This window comes from Tabrizicola sp. (assembly GCF_030373185.1).
Taxonomy (GTDB): Bacteria; Pseudomonadota; Alphaproteobacteria; order Rhodobacterales; family Rhodobacteraceae; genus Tabrizicola.
The window spans coordinates 484,178-500,959 of record NZ_JAUCZH010000004.1; the positions used below are offsets into that span (position 1 = coordinate 484,178).

The window sequence follows — 16,782 nt, forward strand, 5'->3', positions numbered from 1 at the left end:
AACGCGAGGGCAGGCGGGGGTGACATGCCGCAGATAATCCGGGCCTATGTGCGCCTGATCGACAGGATTTCCGACCTTGTCGGCTATTTCGCCGCGTCGCTGATATTCGTGATGGTGGCAACGCTGCTGTTCGATGCTGTTACCCGCAACGTGCTGAACATCCCGGTCCACTGGGCCATCGAGTTCACGCAGTTCACGCTGGCGGCCTATTACTTCATGGGCGGGCCGATCACCCTGAAGAACAACAGCCATGTGCGGATGGATCTTTGGTACGCGAACCTGTCAGACAAGGGCAAGGCGCGGCTTGATCTTCTGACCGTGGGCTGCCTGATCTTCTATCTTTCGGTGATGCTGGTCGGCAGCATTTCCAGCCTGCAATACGCGATCGATACCAATGAGAAGCGGTTTTCCATGTGGAACCCCTCGGTCATTCCGATCAAGGCGCTGTTGACGGTCTGTCTGGTGCTGATGCTGATGCAGGCGGTGTCGCTGGTGTTCAAGCATATCGCCACGCTGCGCGGGGAAACTCTCTGATGTCTTACGAGATGATCGCGCTTCTCATGTTCGCCTCGATGGCGCTTTTGCTGGTCAGCGGCCAGCGGGTGTTTGCCGCCATCGGCTTTGTCGCGTCCGGCGCGGCGCTTCTGCTTTACGGCAACGGGGCGATCGAGCTGCCCTACAATCAGGTCTTCAAGCTCTTTAACTGGTACGCGATGCTGACGCTGCCGATGTTCATCTACATGGGCTATATCCTTGCGGAATCAGGGATCGCCGAAGACCTTTACAAGATGCTGCATGTCTGGTTCGGGCGCATCCCCGGTGGGCTGGCCATCGGGACGATCCTGTTGATGGTCATCATCTCGGCGATGAACGGGCTTTCGGTCGCGGGCATGGCGATTGGTGCCACGATAGCCCTGCCCGAGATGTTGCGGCGCGGGTATGACAAGGTGCTGATTTCCGGCGTGGTACAGGGCGGATCGTCGCTGGGCATTCTGATCCCGCCTTCGGTGGTGCTGGTGCTTTACGGCATGATTGCGCGCCAGCCGGTGTCAAAGCTGTGGTTTGCCGGGCTGGTGCCGGGGCTGATGATGGCGGCCATGTTCATCATCTACATCGTGATCCGCGCCCGGCTGAACCCCAAGCTGGCCCCGCCGGTTCCGGCTGAAGAGCTGAACATGTCTTTCGGCGAAAAGCTGGCGCTGGCGAGGGCTGGGATCATTCCCTTTGCGATCTTCTTCTTCATGACCGGCCTTTTCGTGACCGGCTATACCAGCCTTGTCGAAAGCTCTGCCGTGGGGGCGACCTGCGCCACGCTGGCGGCGGTGGTCAAGGGGCGGTTCAGCTGGCGGATGATCCGCGAGACCTCGATGAAGACCCTTGCGGTGTCCTGCATGTTCCTGTGGCTGATTCTGGCAGCCCTTGCCTTCGGGTCGGTCTTCGATGGGCTGGGCGCGGTCAAGGCGATTGAATCGCTGTTCATCACCCAGTGGGATCTTTCTCCATGGACCATCATCATCATGATGCAGCTCAGCTTTCTTTTGCTGGGCATGTTCCTTGACGATACCGCGATGCTGGTGATCGTGGCGCCGCTTTACATCCCGCTGGTGGGGATGCTGGACCTTGGCTTTGAAAATCAGCTGATCTGGTACGGAATCCTTTATACGATCACCTGCCAGATTGCCTATATAACGCCGCCGTTTGGCTATAACCTGTTTCTCATGCGGTCGCTGGCGCCAAGGGAAATCTCGCTTGCCGACATCTACCGTTCGATCTGGCCCTTCGCGGCGATGATGATGCTGACAATCGTGCTTTTGATGCTGTTCCCGCAAATTGCTCTTTGGTTGCCCGAGCAGATCAACGTCCGAGGCTGATTGACCAAACCAACCACCACCCAGGGCCAAAGAAGCCCGCAACCACGACAGGAGATGGACATGACAGACCCGAAAAAACCGCAAAGCCCGTCCGACGCGATCCTTGCCTCGCGCCGGAACTTCCTGCGCCAGTCGGTCGTAGGGGCGGGGGCCGTGGCTGGTGCCACGCTGGCCGCACCTTACGTCAACGCGCAAAGCGGTCCGATCAAGTGGCGGCTCCAGACCTATTCCGGCGCGCCGCTTGGCGCCCATGTGATCAAGCCGCAGATCGACGCCTTCAACGCCGCCGCGAATGGCGAGATGGAGATCGAGCTATACTACGCCGACCAGCTAGTTCCCACCGCAGACCTGTTCCGCGCCCTGCAAAACGGTACGCTGGACGCGGTGCAGTCGGACGAGGCAACGATGGCCTCGCCCGTCGATATCAATGTCTTCGGCGGCTACTTCCCCTTTGCGACCCGCTACAGCCTCGATGTGCCGGCGCTGTTTCAGTATTACGGGCTGAAGGAAATCTGGGAAGAGGCCTATTCCGAGGTTGAGGGCGTTACATGGCTTTCTGCCGGGGCATGGGATCCCTTGCACATCTTCACCGTAGACAAGCCGATCCGCAGCCTTGCCGACATGGCGGGCCTGCGCGTGTTCGGGGTGCCGACGGCGGGCAAGTTCCTGTCGAAATACGGATTGATCCCGGTGACAATCCCGTGGGACAACGTCGAAGTCGCGATGCAGACCGGCGAGATCGACGGGGTGGCATGGTGCGGCTTCACCGAGGCCTATGAGGTGGGCTGGGCGGACGTTTGCAAATACGCGCTCAGCAACTCGGTGACCGGGGCGTGGTTCGGCAGCTATTTTGCCAATACCGCAAGCTGGCAGAAAGTGCCGCCGCATCTGCAGGAACTGTTCAAGATCACCATCGACCAGTCGCACTACTACCGGCAGGTCTGGTATTGGGGCGGCGAGGCCAAGCTGCGCGTCGAGGGTGAGAAGATGGAACTGACCTCGCTTCCTGATGAAGAGTGGGCGCAGGTCGTGTCTGATTCCAACGGCTTCTGGGACGAAGTTGCGGCATCCTCGCCGCGCTCGGCCCGGGTGGTCGAGGCGTTCAAGAAATACGCCGACACCATGGAAAAGGCGGGCTACCCCTACCGCTGATATCGAAGCAAGGACCATTGGCCGCGCCCCACCCGGGGCGCGGTCTTTTCATGTGGTCAGCCTGCGTCTGGTGAGAAATCGCACAGCATCAGGTGCCGGTAACTATGGCCGGGGTCCAGCCGGGCGGACGGAAACTGCGGGTGGTTCGGGCTGTCAGGGAAGCCTTGGGTTTCCAGCGCGACACCGCCAAAGCTGTGATAGCGCGCGCCCGCCTTGCCCGCTGATCCGTCAAAATGCACCCCGGTATAGACTTGCAGCCCGATCTCGTTCGTCCAGATCCGCAACTGGCGGCCCGAGGCTGGATCGCGCAGCGTGGCGCAGGGGCGCAGCAAGTGGCCCTCCATGGCGCGCAAGGGGGCCGCAAGGCAGAAGCAATGGTCAAACCCCGCTGGCCCCGGCATCGCCTGCCCGATGGGGCGGGGTTGGGTGAAATCAAAGGGCGTTCCTGCCACCGGCAGCACCGCGCCGGTCGGAATGTTGGCGGTATCGACGGGCAGATAGTGCTGCCCCGCGATCTGGAAGACCTGTTCCAGCACATCGCCTGACCCTTGCCCGGCCATGTTGAAATAGGTGTGATGCGCAAGGTTCACCATGGTTGGTGTGTCGCAGGTTGCCGACATCTCGATCAGCAGGCGTTGCCCGTCCAGCCGGTAGGTGCAGCGGGCCTGAACCGTGCCGGGATAGCCCATGTCGCCAGCCTGTGACGTGAGCGAAAAGCTGACATGGCTGTCAGAACTGTCGGCCAGATCCCAGTTCAGGTTGTCAAAGCCCAGAGGACCGCCATGAAGCTGGTTTGGCCCTTCATTCCGGTCAAGCTGCACATCGGCCCCGTCCAGCACGAAGCGCCCGCCGGCGATGCGGTTGGCAAAGCGGCCGCAAGTCGCGCCCATATAGGCGCCGTGGCTGACATAATCTTCCAGCCGGTCCAGCCCCAGCACCACGTCGGCGGGAACCCCGGCGCGGTCTGGCACCCAAAGTTCGGTCAGGCGCGCGCCAAAGGACATCAGCCGCAGCCGCAGCCCGACTTGGCTGGTCAGGGTGGCGGCATGGACGGGCTTGCCGCCGACAGTGCCGATGGTTTCGATCTGGGCCAAGTTTCTTCTCCCGGAGTTTGGGCCGCAAACTGACCGCCAGGCTGCGGGCTGCCAGAAATGCGGCTAGAAGTGGAAGGCTTCGGTCACCTCGCGCCGCCCCAGCGTCATAGCGTCGGCCACATGGACCATGGGGGCCAGATCAACCTCGCCGGTCCTGCTGCGGACCAGATCGGCCATCCGGGCATAAAGCGCAGGATATTCTCCCATGATCGAGTTTTCGCCCTGCACGGGCGTGCCGTCGATTTCCAGCACGTTGCCGCCCATGCGCAGGGCAAGGAGTCCGTCGGGGGTTTCAACTTCGATATCCCAAGTTTGCGGGCCGGTTTGGCGCCAGTCGAAATCGGCGGTCACGTTGTTGCTGAAGGCAAGGGCAGCGGCGATCGGGGTCTGGCGGTTTTCCGGAAAGGTCAGGGTGGCAGCGGTCAGATGGACCGGCATCGGCAGGATTTCCGTCAGGATCGAGAGCGCGTTGATCCCGGGATCAAACACGCCCATGCCGCCCGGTTCAAAGACCCAGTCCTGACCGGGGTGCCATTTGCGCACGTCTTCACGCCAGGTGATATGGGCGCGGGTGATGGTCTTGGCGGCAAGCCATGCCTTTGCCGGGGCCACGGCATGGGCCATCCGGCTGTGCCATGTGGCGTAAAGGGTCAGACCCTTTTGCGCCGCAAGGGCATGAAGCGCATGGATTTCCGCCAGTGTCGCGCCGGGGGGCTTTTCCAGCATCACGTGGCGGCCGGCATCAAGTGCGGCCTTGGCATAGGCAAAGCGCGGGACGGGCGGCAGGGCAAGCGAGACCACGGATATGTCCGGCCGTGCGGCCAGCATGTCTTCCATCGTGGTGAAGCTTGGGCTGCCGGGGACGGACCCCTTGCGGCTGACCGTGGCGGCAAGGGTCCAGTCCGGTGAGCCGGCAATCGCGGGGACATGCTGGTCCACCGCGATCTTGCCGATGCCGACAAGAGCTATCTGCATCGGTGGGGCTACCTGCATCAGTGGCTTTCCCGCGCCACGGCGTTGCCCCGGCAGCCGATCAGGAAATCCATGTCCGCACCTTTGTCCGCACCCTCGACATGGTCATGGTAAAGCTTTGCATAGCCAGAGGCAGGCGGTTCCACCGGGGGCGTCCATGCCGCAAGGCGGGCCTGAAGTTCTGCCTCGGGGATATCCAGATGCAGGCGGCGGTTTTCCACGTCCAGTTCGATCATGTCGCCGCTTTGCACCACGGCAAGGGGGCCGCCCCGCGCCGCCTCGGGCGAGGTATGGAGGACCACGGTGCCGTAGGCGGTGCCAGACATCCGCGCGTCGGAGATGCGGACCATGTCGGTGATCCCCTTGCGCAGCACCTTGGGCGGCAGGCCCATGTTTCCGACCTCGGCCATGCCAGGATAGCCGCGCGGACCACAGTTCTTGAGGACCATCACGCAGGTCTCGTCGATATCGAGGCCCTCGTCCTCGATCCGGGCCTTGTAGTCGTCGATATCCTCGAAGACGACGGCGCGGCCCCGGTGGTTCATCAGATGCGGCGAGGCGGCCGAGGGTTTCAGAACCGCGCCATCCGGGGCCAGATTGCCCTTCACGACCACGATGCCGCCCGATTGTGTCAGCGCCTTTTCGGCAGGCAGGATGACGTCGTCATTGTCAATGCGGGCGTCTTTAACCTCGTTCCAGATCGGGCCGCCACTGACGGTCAGCGCCTCACGCGCCAAGAGCCCGGCTTCGCCAAGCCGTTTGATCACGGCGGGCAGGCCCCCGGCGTAGAAGAATTCCTCCATCAGGTATTTGCCCGAAGGCATCAGGTTGACGATGGTGGGGACATTGCGGCCCCATTCGTCCCAGTCATTCAGCGTCAGCGGGATGCCGACGCGGCCCGCGATGGCCAGAAGGTGAATGACCGCGTTGGTGGAACCACCGATGGCCGCATTGGTGCGGATAGCGTTCATGAAAGCGTCGCGGGTCAGGATGTCGGAGGGCTTCAGGTCATCCTTCACCATCTGCACGATACGCCGCCCGGTCAGATGCGCCATCACGCGGCGGCGGCTGTCCACGGCGGGGATGGCGGCATTGCCCGAAAGGGTCATCCCCAAGGCCTCGACCATGCTTGCCATCGTACTGGCCGTTCCCATCGTGTTGCACGACCCCGGGGACCGCGACATCGAGGCCTCTGCCTCGACAAATTCTTCGGCGGTCATCTCTCCGGCCTTCACGGCCTCGGAGAATTTCCACAGGTGGGTGCCGGACCCGACCCTTTCGCCCCGGAAATAGCCGTTCAGCATCGGCCCGCCCGAGACCATGATGGTGGGCAGATCGCAGCTTGCCGCCCCCATCAGAAGCGAGGGCGTGGTCTTGTCGCAGCCGACAAGGCAGACGACGCCATCCATCTGCTGGCCCCGGATGGATTCCTCGACCGCCATGGCGGCAAGGTTGCGAAACATCATCGCCGTGGGGCGGAACGCGGATTCGCTTACCGAAAAGACCGGAACGATCACCGGAAACCCGCCCGCCTCGTAGACGCCGTGCTTCACCCTCTCGGCAAGGTCGTTCAGGTGGGCGTTGCAAGGGTTCAGCTCGCTGAAGGTGTTCAGGATGCCGATCACCGGACGGCCATCGAAAAGGTCGGCTGGCAGGCCCTGATTCTTCATCCAGGACCGGTGATAGATCGCGTCCTTCGAAGTGCCGGCGAACCATTCCTGCGAACGCAGTTTGCGGGGCCATTTGGCGGGTTTGAAGGTCATCGGTTCCTCATCGGGTTCTGGGCTTTGGTGCCGTCGCCTGCGACGGCGCAGGCGTGGTTGACCTTTGCTGTTTGCAACGCGGGGCCATATCCGTCAAATCATGTTTATGGATCATGTCATAACGGAACAGCCATGAATCTGCCGCAGTCCCTTCTGAGCCGGGGCATCAAGCTCAGCCATCTGCAGATATTGGCCGCCTTTGCCGAAACGGGTCAGATCGGCGCCGCAGCGGTGCAGGTGGGTATTGCACAGCCCGCCGCCTCGCGGCTGCTGTCGGAAGTCGAGGTGATGCTGGGCTTGCCGGTCCGGCAAAGGTCGGGCCGTGGGGTGATCCTGACCGAGGCCGGGCGCAGCCTTGCCGATCGGGCCGCGCGGGTGTTGCAGGAACTGGCCGAGGCCGCGCGCGAGGTGGCCGAGATCGCGGGAGGCGGCGTCGGGCGGGTGAAGATCGGGGCGGTAACTGCCCCTGCGCTGGACATCGTGTTGCCGACCCTGCGGCAGGCCCGCACGTCGCACCCCGCCATCGCCTGCGACGTGGTCGTCGCCGGGTCTGATGTTCTTTGTGGGCAGCTTGCCTCGGGCGCGCTGGACATGGCGATCGGGCGGGTGCCGCCAACTGTGGATCCTGCCCTGTTCGAGGCGGTGGTCATTGCGCCCGAACCGGTGGCGCTGGTGGTGCGGCGTGGGCATCCGCTTGCCGAAGCGCCGCCACGCGATGCGATGGCCCTTTTCGCGCATGACTGGGTGATGCCGGGCGAAGACAGCCCGCTGGCGCAGGCGGTTCTGGCGCGGCTGGCAGAGCTTGGCCTGCCACGACCGGTCCAGCATCTGTCAACCTCGTCCTTCCTGCTGACGCTGGCCGCGCTGCAACAGGCCGATGCGGTTGCCCCGATGGCCAAGGCAGTTGCTGACGAGTTTGCCAGTGGTCCAGCGGCCCCCTTTGTACAGATCGCGCTTGACCTGTCGATTGCCGTGGCCCCTTTCAGCCTGTTGACCCGCAAGGCCGCGCGTCTGACAGCGGCAGCGGAAACGGTGCTGTCGTTGATCCGGTTGCGTCTGGGCGGCTTTGGTGCCGATTGGGAACAAGTTTCGGACAAACTCCTGCCGCAATCCGGTCGGACAAACTGTTGATACAACTTTAGCGGGCGGACGCGAACATATCACCCGGCCTGCGGGAACCAAGACCAGGGGTCGAATGTTTCCGTGACTTTTGCCGGTGCCGCCCTTGTCTTGGCAATCTGATCATGGGGAAGCCATGCGACGCAGAGGAGACGTGATGTCCGTCCGGGAAGCAACCCTCGCCGCATTGCAGGCACCGGGGACCGGCGCTGCGACATCGGCAGCCCGAGCAGCGCGTGACTGGCCGTCCGTGTTTCGCGTCATTGGCATGCGACCCACTTCTGCCTGCGGGCAACCGATGCTTTGGCATATTGCAACTCGAAAGGGGACTGCATGTCACTCCTAGCCCTGTTCTTTGGCCGCAAGGGCCAGCGCGGCGTCGTGGACCTGTCTGGTCTTCCCGTTGAAAAGGTGGAGGCCGAGGCCGGCACCAAGGCCATTTCCGGCCGGGTGCCGGATCTGGACCGGACCGATGGCATCGCAAAGGTTGTTAGCGCCGAGGATGCAGCCAAGGTTCTCGGGGACATCCCGTCCGACCACGCGCCGGATGATGATCAAACTGGGATTTCAGCAGTTGTCGTTGGCCGGTTTTCCACATTGATGCTCAGCGGTGAAGCGCCGGTCGGGGAACGGCAGGCCATTGTCCTGCGCCGACTGGGGGTTGTGCATGACCCGAACGAGGTGACGCTGTCCGGCATGGACCGCTCGGCGCGGCTGGTTGTGGCGAACCGGCGTCTTTTGTCGGCGCGGTTCAATCTTCCCGATTGCGATGAGCAGGTCTTTGACTTCCGCCATGATAGCGCATCGGTTGATCCGGCAATTGGCTGCATGCGCGCCCTGTCAGCGCTTTTCGAGGCCCCCGTTGATCTGTTGATCGCGGAAAAGCCGTTCTCGGGCGTGTTCTCCGGGGCAGGCGGATTTGCAATCGAGGACGCGTCGTTTGACGAAGAAGCCTGCCGGGAAGCTTTCGAGGCGGCGATGCAACTGCCTGACGATTTCGACACGCCGGATTTGCTGCTCGATTTTCTTCAATCGTCAGAGTCTGGGCTTCCAGCGATTGAGCCTGAGCAGGTGCTGTTCGAGACATCGGAAACCGTCGCCGAACCGGCATTTGCCGAAACCGCCGCCGTCTTTGCCGCGGAATCACACGAGCCTGCGAAGGCCTGAACCGCCTGGCGTGGGTCTCAGGGACGGCGGAGCGCCGTGACTTCTCGCACGAAGGTGTAGTCGTGATAGCCAAGGCGCGCTGCCGGATTGTAGCGGGTCACGTCAAAACGGCCGTCAATCAGGCAATCGTCGCGAATGTGGATGCCCACCACCTCGCCCACGAGCATCCGTTCGTCGCCCAGAAGGTCCACCAGTTTCACGACCCGGCATTCCAGCGTGGCCGGCGCATCGGCAACGCGGGGGCAGTCGATGGCCACACATTCCGCCTTGGCGACGTCCGCGGCCACAAACTCATCGGTGCCGCGCGGAAACCGGGCCGAGGTGGCGTTCATATTGTGCAGCGCCGAAGCCTGCACGACATTGACCGCGAAAACCCCGCTTTCCAGTGCGTTTTCCATGCTGTCACGGACATCGCCGGAGAACATGATCTGCGGCGGATGATAGGCCACGGCGTTGAAGAAGGAATAGGGGGCAAGGTTGTCGCCCATGCCGGACCGGGTGGAAATCCAGCCGATCGGCCGGGGCGAGACGATTGCGGCAAAGGGGCTGTGGGGCAGGCCGTGGCCTTCGGCGGGGCGGTAGAACATGGATCAGCCTTTCACGATTTGATCCTGACATGGGCGCATGTTACGGCCCGCTTCAAGCAGATTCGGCTTCAGGCGGAATGGGGGCGGGCGGCGTGTATCGGCTTGAAGAAGAAACCGAGGCCGACTGGTGGGAAGTGGAGGCGCTTTACGACCTCTGCTTTGCGCCCGGTCGCACGGCGCTTTCGTCTTACCGCCTGCGCGACGGGGTGCCGACGGTGGCGTCTCTGTGCCTGACCTTGCGCGACGATGACGGCACCCTTGCCGCCGTGATCCGGTATTGGCCCGCGCTGATTGGCGAACAGGATGTCTTGCTGCTTGGCCCCATCGCCGTTCACCCGACCCGTCAGGGCGAAGGACTGGGCGGACTTTTGATCAATGAAAGCCTTGCCGAGGCGCGGCGGCTGGGTTGGGAACGGGTGCTTCTGGTCGGGGACGCGCCCTATTACGGCCGCTTCGGGTTTCGCAAGCTTGAGGGCGTGGAAATGCCGCCTCCCACCAACCCTGACCGCGTGCTGGGACTGGAACTCAAGGCAGGGGCGTGGAAGGGTGTCACGGGCCTTGTGACGAAAGCCACCTGACGCCATTGCACCCGGGCCGGCAGGGGCCATATTCGGGGAATGGATCAGATCATGCACCCGGTAATCCGGCAAGACGACCCTGAAGACCAGATCGCCGCACTCGCCTTGCGGTATCGGCGGGCCAATGGCCCGGTGATGGGGCTGGTCAACCGGTTGGGGGGCAAGCTGGAAAGCCAGATGGCGCTGGTGCCTGACCCGGTGCGCCAACAGATCGAGCGCATCGTGGCCCGGGCGCTTGAAACCTCTTACGGGCTTGCCGGGCGTGCGCCTGACATGGGCGCGCGTGGGCCGATGGTGGCGGTGCTTGCCTCGGGCGCGGCAGGGGGGGCGGGGGGAATTGCGACCTCACTTGCCGAACTCCCGGTGACGGTCACGGTGATCCTGAATGCCATCCGCGCGGCTGCGGCTGAAGCGGGATTTGACCCCGATGAGCCATGGGTGCAGGCGGAATGTCTGCGCGTGTTTGGCGCGGGCAGCCCCTTGGCGGCGGATGACGGGGTGAACACCTCGTTCGTGACCGCGCGGCTGACAATGACCGGGACTGCGGTGCAGAATCTGATCGCGGCGGTCGCCCCGAAACTGGCGGCGGTGCTGGGCCAGAAGCTGGCCGCGCAGGCGGTGCCGGTTCTGGGGGCCTTGACCGGGGCGGCGCTGAACGCGGCCTTCCTGAACTATTACCGCGAGGTGGCGCGCATCCGTTTTGCGCTTCTGAAGCTGGCCGAGGTTCATGGCGCGGAACCGGTGCTGGCGGCCTTTGCCGCTGCGGTCGCACCGCCACGGATCGTCCGGGCCTGAGGCCGGCACAATCGGCTGACCACAAGATTCCTCGACGAAAAATCTTGGGTTCGGCGGCGGGCGGCGGTAGATCGGCGGCAGGCTGGACGGACAGGGGGACAGGATGAGCGTCGATGTGATTGACCGGTTGCAGGCGATGGCCGCAACGCCCGGACGGGTCTGGATGCGTGGCGGCCATCCCGTGACCTATGGCGACCTTCTGGCCGAAACCGGGCGCATGGCCAATGCGCTGGCCGGGCTTGGACTTGCCAAGGGTGACCGGCTTCTGGTGCAGCTCGACAAATCCGAGGCAGTCTTGTCGCTTTACCTTGCCTGCCTGCGACTGGGCGTGGTTTTTCTGCCGGTGAACCCCGGTTACACGATTGCCGAAACCGCGCATTTCCTGACCGATGCCGAACCGGCGCTGGCCTTGGTGGAAGACAGGCGGCAGCAGGCGATTGCCGAACGGGGCGCGAAAGCCATTGGCCTGGGTGCGTTTCTTGATCTTGTCGCAGCCGGTCAGGCGGACTTCGCCGATCCTGCCCACGCGCCGGAGGATCTGGCCGCGATCCTTTACACCTCTGGCACGACGGGGCGGTCGAAGGGCGTCTGCCTCAGCCGCGAAAACCTTGCCTCGAACGCCGAAGCTCTGGTGGAATTGTGGCAGTTCACCGAACACGACGTCCTTCTGCATGTCTTGCCGGTGTTTCATACGCATGGGTTGTTCGTGGCGACAAACTGCGTGCTTTTCGCGGGGGCGTCGATGATCTTCCAGCGCGCCTTTTCCCCTGATGCGGTGCTGGCGGCGCTGCCAGAGGTCACTGTGATGATGGGGGTGCCGACGTTCTATTCCCGCCTGCTGGCTGATGCGCGTCTGACCCCGGCAGTCTGCGCCCGGGTGCGGCTGTTCATCAGCGGGTCCGCCCCGCTGTCACCGGCGACCCATGCCGAATGGCGGGTGCGCACCGGTCACACCATCCTTGAACGCTACGGGATGACGGAAACCAACATGATCACCTCCAACCCCTATGACGGGGACCGGCGGGCTGGCACCGTGGGGATGCCCTTGCCGGGGGTGAAGGTGCGGATCACCGGGCCGGATGGGGCCGTCCTGCCCGCGGGCGAAGCCGGGTCGATCGAGGTGATGGGGCCGAATGTCTTTGTCGGCTACTGGCGGATGCCCGAACAGACAGCGCGGGAATTTCGGGATGGTTGGTTCGTCACTGGCGACCTGGGGGCAATTGACGCCGAAGGCTATCTTTCGATTCTGGGCCGGGCGAAGGATCTGGTGATCACTGGTGGGCTCAATGTTTATCCGGCCGAGGTTGAGGCAGCGCTGGATGATCTGCCGGGGGTCGCGGCATCGGCCGTGATCGGCGTGGCGCATCCGGACTTTGGTGAGGCGGTGGTGGCCTGCCTGATTCGCTCGGCTGGTGCTGAGTTGGACGAAGCAGAGGTTCGCCACACCCTTCGCGACCGGTTGGCGGGCTTCAAGATACCCAAACGGGTGCTGGTGATGGCAGAGTTTCCGCGAAACGCGATGGGCAAGGTCCAGAAGGCAGAGTTGAGAAAAGCCCTTGCAGGGCTGTTCGGCGCCAACTGACGCCCGAAACGGGGACTGTTCACGCGGCTTGTGGCGAACCCTTGCCAATCGGCCCTATACCTTGGGTTTATACGGCCCAAATAAACCATTGTTCGGTAGATTTTCGGTTTTGATCCAGCAATCAAGAATGCACTGGCGGGCAATGATGGCTTTGCGCTGTCGCAACCCGCACTGGAAACCGCACTGAAAATGAGGAGATCGAAATGAGTGCTTCGGACGAAAACACCCTCTCGCGCCGCAAGGCGTTTACCAAGATCGCAGGCCTGGCTCTTGCCGTCTACGCTGCACCCGCGATGACCACGTTGAGTGTAGCCCGTGCCAGCGGCGCCAGCAGTTCAAGCGGGTCCAGTGGCTCCAGCGGGTCCAGCGGCTCCAGCGGCGCAAGTGGCTCAAGTGGCTCCAGCGGCTCAAGTGACGCCTCCAAGGCCAGCGCAGCGTCGGAGGCCAGCAAGGCATCCTCGTCAAGCTCGTCCAGCGGGCCAAGCGTCTGCTCGGGACCGTCTGACTCCGGCTGTGTGCAGCCCTGATTGCGTGAAAGCTCCCCGTTGACGCGGCAGGCCGGGTCAACGGGGATCAAGGGGCGGTACGGGTGGCACAGGATATCGTCTTTCGGGGGCTGACTTCGCCGCTTCGCCTGCATGGGGCCGAGGCTGTGCTGCCGCTGCTGGCAAGGATCGTGGTCGGCTGGCCCTATGACATCCGCGCGGAAAACCCGGGCATCGCGCCGTTCTTTTCGATCAGCGGAACCCCTGACGCCGGTCTGTTCCTGTGCCAAAGCCATGTGGAGCCAAAGCCTGCGCTTCGGCTTGATCCGGTGAATGCCCTTTGTGACGCGATGGCGGCGCTTGCGCTGGCCCTGCCGGCGGAAGATCCGGGATTGATCTGCCTGCACGCAGCCGCTGTTGCAATGGCAGGTCGGCTTGTGGTCTTTCCAAGCGTTCGGCGAGCGGGGAAAAGCACACTTGCCGTTGCCTTGGCCCAAGCCGGACATGGGCTTTACAGCGACGACGTGCTGCCCCTTTCCGTCACGGTGGACCACGTTGCCCATGGTCATGCGATGGGGACCGCGCCGCGCCTTCGGCTCCCGTTGCCGGAGACGCTTCCTGCGGATTTTCGGGATTGGGCAGAAGCGAGGGCCACGATCCGAAACCCGCAATACAGCTATCTGAAGCTTGCCGGCCAGCACGCGCGGGGCGCTTCGCTGCCGGTCGGCGCCTTCGTCATTCTGGACCGGCAGGATGAGCCTGCACCGGCCCACCTGTTGCAGGTTGCGCCCGATGTCGCGATGGATGCTCTCTTGCACCAGAATTTCACCCGTGACCGGCATTCGGCCGACGTCCTTCAGGTGATGGCGGCAACCTTGTCGAATCGGCCGGTGTTCCGGCTGTCCTACTCTGGTCTTGCCGAGGCGGTGGCCTGTCTGGAGGCCGCCTTTCACCAGTGGCCCGAGCCGGCCCCACCTGCCGGGCCTGGGGCGGCTGTTGCGTTCCGGATGGCTGATTTCAGTGGCGATCTGCCGGTCGGTTCTGACGGTTCAGCTATTCGACAGCGCGGGGGAACGTTGGCGCAAACCATCGGCAACACGCTTTACCTTGCCGACCCCGAAGGCCGCGCGATTCACCGGATGGATCAGCTTGCCGCAGCGATCTGGGAGGTGCTGGCCGACCCGGTGACGCCGGAGGCGATTGAAACACTGTTGGCCGACGCCTTCCCCGAAGCGGACCCTGACCAGATCGCCCTTGATCTTAACAGTCTGTTGGAGCGCTTGTCACTGGCAGGACTGCTTGAGGTTGGCGGTCGGACCTGACGTCGGGGGTTTCGGTCGGCCGCCCTTGCCAGCATTGGCTTGCGGATCAATCGCCGACGCTGGCCAACCATTCCATCAGATGCGGTCGGGCGCTTTCCGCGCCAACGTCCCGAGAGCGGTTGATCACGTCGCGTGCCTCGGCAAGGTTCACCCGGCGCAACAGGGCCTTGACCGGCCCGACCGAGGCCGGGCGCATTGACAGCGTCCGAAAGCCGATCGCCGCCAGCGCCAGCGCCTCGATCGGGCGGCCTGCATCTTCACCGCAGAATGACAGCGGGGTTCCCGTCTCGGCGCAGCGCGCGACAATCTGTTCAAGGAAGGTCAGGAAGGACAGGTTCAGCGTATCATAGCGACGGCGGACCAGTTCGTTTTCCCGGTCGGCAGCAAAGAAGAACTGCTTCAGGTCATTGCCGCCGACGGATACGAAATCCGTCAGCTCGAAAAAGGCGCGGGGCGCGAAGGCAAGGCTTGGCGTTTCCATCATCGCGCCGATTTCCACGGTTTCCGGCACCCGGTGGCCCAGCGATTTTTCGCGGTGCAGCTCGCGCAGGACATGGCTGCGGGCCTGCTGGAATTCGGTCATCTCGGTGATCAGCGGGAACATGACGGTCAGCGGGCGACCCGCTGCCGCCCGGATCAAAGCCTGAAGCTGCATCCGCAACACGCCGGGCTTGTCGAGGCCCACCCGCACCGCGCGCCAGCCCATCGCGGGGTTCGGCTCATCTTGCGGCTTCATGTAGGGCAGCACCTTGTCGGACCCGATATCAAGCGTGCGGAAGGCCACCCGCCTGCCTTTGGCCGCGTCCATCACCCGGGCGTAAAGTCGGGCAAGTTCCGCCCGCTGCGGCATTTTCGAGCGGACAAGGAACTGCAGTTCGGTGCGAAACAGGCCCACCCCTTCGGCCCCCGAGTTTTCAAGGCTGGGCAGATCGGCCATCAGACCGGCATTCATGTGCAGCGCAATCGACGTGCCGCAGATCGTGATCGCAGGCAGACCGCGCAAGCTGGCATAGCGCTTTTGCGCCTCGGCCTGCATGGCGATCTTGTCGCGGAACGCGCGGGCGACGGTTTCCTCGGGGCGCAGATGGACGATGCCTTGATCGCCGTCCACAAGGATCTGGTCGCCGTTCAGCGCTTCGGCGGTGATGCGTTCGGTGTTGATGACAAGGGGAATGGCCAGCGCCCGCGCCACCACGGCAGCATGGCTGCCGACCGAGCCTTCATCCAGCACCAGCCCTTTCAGTTTGCGGCCATATTCCAGCAGTTCCGCCGGACCGATGTTGCGGGCCACCAGCACCGGGTTTTCCGGCATCTCGGCTCCGGTATCCTTGCCTTGGCCCGTCAGGATGCGCAAAAGGCGGTTGGACAGGTCATCAAGGTCTGACAACCTTTCGCGCAGATAGGCATCCGGCACCTGTTCCAGCCGCGACCGGGCGGCGGATTGTTCCTTTTCCACCGCCGCCTCGGCCGACAGACCGCGCATGATGTCTTCTTCCATACGCCGCAGCCAGCCGCGGGAATGGGCAAACATCCGGTAAGCCTCCAGCACCGCCTTCTGGTCCTTGTCGAGGCTTTCAGCTGACAGAAGGTCATCCACCGACACCCGCAGCTGGCCCACCGCCTCGCGGATGCGGTCGATTTCAGTCAGGGGGTCATCGGCGACCGGGTTGGTGATGACGACGCGCGGTTCATGCAGCCAGACCCGACCTTCGGCAGCGCCCTCTTGCCCTGAGGTGCCGCGCAGCATCACCGGCTGCTTGTGGAGGGCCATCATCCCGCCTTCACCACCGGTGAAGGCACCAAGTTCGGTCATCTCGGCCAACACCATGGCCACCACATCCAGCGCGTAGATCTCGTCATCGGAAAACTGCCGGGCGGTTTTTGACTGCACGACCAGCACGCCAAGCTTTTCGCCGACCCGCTGGATAGGCACGCCAAGGAACGAGGAAAACAGCTCTTCTCCCGTTTCCGGCATGTAGCGGAAACCCTTTTCACCGGGCGCATCGGCGGTGTTCACCGGCTGGCCGGTGCGCGCAACGCGACCGACAAGACCTTCGCCCAACTTCATCCGCGTCTTGTGGACAGCGGCCTTTTTCAGGCCTTGGGTTGCACAAAGTTCCAGCGTGTCTTCATCGCGGAAAAGGTAGATCGAGCAAACCTCGGTCCCCATGCTGTCCGCGATCAGATGGGTGATCTGATCCAGCCGGTCCTGCCCGCCACCCGGCACGGCAAGGGTGTCACGCAACCGGCGCAGAAGCTTGCGGCTGTCGCTTTCGCTGCGTTCGGGCATTGTCC

General features: G+C 63.4%; 15 protein-coding genes. 9 read left to right on the forward strand and 6 right to left on the reverse strand.

The genetic code is table 11. The features are described from left to right. Positions 1–24: 24 nt before the first annotated feature. The 3 genes from QUV21_RS10635 to dctP are packed head-to-tail and all read left to right on the forward strand — an operon-like array spanning position 25 to position 3,023. Positions 25–534, forward strand: a complete 510-nt coding sequence (locus QUV21_RS10635) for a TRAP transporter small permease subunit (protein ID WP_300854794.1) — start codon at positions 25–27, stop codon at positions 532–534. Then, positions 534–1,871, forward strand: a complete 1,338-nt coding sequence (locus QUV21_RS10640; protein WP_300854795.1) for a TRAP transporter large permease subunit — start codon at positions 534–536, stop codon at positions 1,869–1,871. Before QUV21_RS10635 ends, QUV21_RS10640 begins: the two co-directional genes overlap by 1 nt. 60 nt (positions 1,872–1,931) lie before the next feature. After that, complete coding sequence (gene dctP / locus QUV21_RS10645; RefSeq protein ID WP_300854796.1) at positions 1,932–3,023, forward strand: TRAP transporter substrate-binding protein DctP; 1,092 nt, start codon at positions 1,932–1,934, stop codon at positions 3,021–3,023. 56 nt (positions 3,024–3,079) lie between these two features. On the opposite strand, the gene QUV21_RS10650 is transcribed toward dctP, so the two are convergent. The 3 genes from QUV21_RS10650 to araD all read right to left on the reverse strand — a co-directional run bounded on the left by QUV21_RS10650 (position 3,080) and on the right by araD (position 6,852). After that, complete coding sequence (locus QUV21_RS10650; protein ID WP_300854797.1) at positions 3,080–4,117, reverse strand: aldose epimerase family protein; 1,038 nt, start codon at positions 4,115–4,117, stop codon at positions 3,080–3,082. Between the two features lie 63 nt (positions 4,118–4,180). Then, entirely contained in the window at positions 4,181–5,110 is a 930-nt protein-coding gene (locus QUV21_RS10655) for a Gfo/Idh/MocA family oxidoreductase (protein ID WP_300854798.1), read from the reverse strand. Next, complete coding sequence (gene araD / locus QUV21_RS10660; protein ID WP_300854800.1) at positions 5,110–6,852, reverse strand: L-arabinonate dehydratase; 1,743 nt, start codon at positions 6,850–6,852, stop codon at positions 5,110–5,112. Before araD ends, QUV21_RS10655 begins: the two co-directional genes overlap by 1 nt. A gap of 132 nt (positions 6,853–6,984) precedes the next feature. Between araD and QUV21_RS10665 the strand changes: the two genes are divergently transcribed. After that, positions 6,985–7,983, forward strand: coding sequence for a LysR substrate-binding domain-containing protein (locus QUV21_RS10665; protein WP_300854801.1), 999 nt, complete (start codon positions 6,985–6,987; stop codon positions 7,981–7,983). Between the two features lie 321 nt (positions 7,984–8,304). Beyond that, positions 8,305–9,138 carry a hypothetical protein gene (locus QUV21_RS10670; RefSeq protein ID WP_300854802.1) on the forward strand — a complete coding sequence of 278 codons (834 nt, stop codon included), beginning with the start codon at positions 8,305–8,307 and terminating at the stop codon, positions 9,136–9,138. A gap of 17 nt (positions 9,139–9,155) precedes the next feature. Here the strand turns inward: QUV21_RS10670 and QUV21_RS10675 are convergent, their stop codons facing one another. Then, entirely contained in the window at positions 9,156–9,725 is a 570-nt protein-coding gene (locus QUV21_RS10675) for a flavin reductase family protein (RefSeq protein ID WP_300854803.1), read from the reverse strand. 92 nt (positions 9,726–9,817) lie between these two features. On the opposite strand from QUV21_RS10675, the gene QUV21_RS10680 reads away from it, so the two are divergent. The 3 genes from QUV21_RS10680 (at position 9,818) to QUV21_RS10690 (ending at position 12,680) form a co-directional block, all read left to right on the forward strand. After that, positions 9,818–10,303, forward strand: a complete 486-nt coding sequence (locus tag QUV21_RS10680) for an N-acetyltransferase (RefSeq protein WP_300854804.1) — start codon at positions 9,818–9,820, stop codon at positions 10,301–10,303. A 51-nt stretch (positions 10,304–10,354) separates the two neighbouring features. Then, entirely contained in the window at positions 10,355–11,098 is a 744-nt protein-coding gene (locus QUV21_RS10685) for an EcsC family protein (protein WP_300854805.1), read from the forward strand. 103 nt (positions 11,099–11,201) lie between these two features. Next, on the forward strand, positions 11,202–12,680 hold the full coding sequence (locus QUV21_RS10690) for an AMP-binding protein (protein WP_300854806.1): 1,479 nt from the start codon (positions 11,202–11,204) through the stop codon (positions 12,678–12,680). Between the two features lie 277 nt (positions 12,681–12,957). Here the strand turns inward: QUV21_RS10690 and QUV21_RS10695 are convergent, their stop codons facing one another. Continuing rightward, positions 12,958–13,257, reverse strand: coding sequence for a hypothetical protein (locus tag QUV21_RS10695; RefSeq protein WP_300854808.1), 300 nt, complete (start codon positions 13,255–13,257; stop codon positions 12,958–12,960). Between the two features lie 12 nt (positions 13,258–13,269). Between QUV21_RS10695 and QUV21_RS10700 the strand changes: the two genes are divergently transcribed. Further along, positions 13,270–14,487, forward strand: coding sequence for a PqqD family protein (locus tag QUV21_RS10700; RefSeq protein ID WP_300854810.1), 1,218 nt, complete (start codon positions 13,270–13,272; stop codon positions 14,485–14,487). Between the two features lie 46 nt (positions 14,488–14,533). Here the strand turns inward: QUV21_RS10700 and ptsP are convergent, their stop codons facing one another. Further along, positions 14,534–16,777, reverse strand: a complete 2,244-nt coding sequence (gene ptsP / locus QUV21_RS10705) for a phosphoenolpyruvate--protein phosphotransferase (protein WP_300854812.1) — start codon at positions 16,775–16,777, stop codon at positions 14,534–14,536. Positions 16,778–16,782: the final 5 nt, after the last annotated feature.